Annotated in this window: 1 protein-coding gene; it reads right to left on the bottom strand. The window is 59.3% G+C overall.

The window, feature by feature from the left end:
• Positions 1-13: 13 nt before the first annotated feature.
• Entirely contained in the window at positions 14-1,063 is a 1,050-nt protein-coding gene (locus PQR40_RS38960) for an IS110 family RNA-guided transposase (protein WP_408341249.1), read from the bottom strand.
• Positions 1,064-1,275: the final 212 nt, after the last annotated feature.

A 1,275-nucleotide genomic window follows, 5' to 3' on the forward strand; every position in this document is an offset into this window, starting at 1 on the left:
TGACGCTCCTATGTCAAGCAACAGGCGTCGAATCGGCCAGATCAGCCAGAATGAGCGGGTACAGCTCCCGGACGATATAGCGTTTCAGGCAGCGGTGGATTTCCTTGTGCGACATGCCTTCCTTCGTCCGACGATCGACGTAGGTCCGGGTACGTGGATCACTGCGCATCCGAACCATCGCAATGGTCCATAGGGCGTTGTTCGCAGACCGGTCACCGCCCCTGTTCAAACGATGCCGGACCGTCTTGCCGGACGACGCCTGCAATGGACTTGTGCCACAGAGTGCCGCCAGCGCCGCTTCACTTTTCAAGCGTTCGGGATTGTCGCCCGCCACAGCAACCAATACTGCAGCGGTCTGCGGGCCGACGCCGAATCGTTCGCGAAGTCGCCTGGCATGCTGGCTGGTCAGGCTGTCAAGCATGGTGTCGAGTGCTTTGATCTCCTCTGCCAGCGTCAGCCAACGCTTCGCCAGCAAACGCAGTGTGGTCGTGAGCGTTTGCAACATTGGCGTTTTGCCCAACGAGCGAAGACGGGCGCAACCTTCAACGCACTCTGCAGTCTTCGCTTTCAGAAGACGCTCACGGATTTCCTGGGGAGCGCTCACGAGCAAGGCCCGTAACTGATTGATAGCCTGCGTCTTTGCCTTGACTGCACTGCGTCTCGCAACGGAGACGGCGCGCATTGCCTCCGCGGCGCCGGATTGCTCCTTCGGGATAGCCGTAGCCTTTCCGGCGAGGACTGCGCGCGCCGCGTTCTCGGCATCGGTGGGATCGGACTTCCCTTTAGATCGGCGCATCGCGCGATCGGGACGATTGACTTCAAACACCTCAATCTCATGATCGCGAAGCACGCGGGTCAATCCCGCTCCGTAGGTTCCAGTCCCTTCAACGCCGGCGCGCCGTAGTTGGCCGAACGAATTTGCCCAGGTCAGCAGCTCGAAATAGCCTGCTGTGTCGGTCGATACCGATAGCGTTCCGAGAAGCCTGCCTGTATCGCTGATCACAGCCCCGACATGCTTATCCAGATGCGTGTCAACACCAAGAATCACTTCGTTTTGTTCCATGCGTATATCCGTTGTAGTGGGCGCATCGCCAACCCCACTCGCAGGACAGGACACTCACGGTGCAGAACAAAGCTCCTATCAGGTCACAGACGGTGAGCCCGGCAACGCTCGGGGAACGCCGGAATCCGATCGACAGGTCAACGCAAAGGCAGCTTGGCCAATCCCAGCACGGGTCAGATCGGTCCGACATTCAGAAGCGATCTTAGACTGAG

The organism is Paraburkholderia sediminicola, assembly GCF_046026855.1.
GTDB lineage: Bacteria > Pseudomonadota > Gammaproteobacteria > Burkholderiales > Burkholderiaceae > Paraburkholderia > Paraburkholderia sediminicola_A.

Coding starts and splice junctions, on each gene's coding strand:
- PQR40_RS38960 (WP_408341249.1), bottom strand. CDS start 1,063: ATGGAACAAAACGAAGTGATTCTTGGTGTTGACACGCATCTGGATAAG.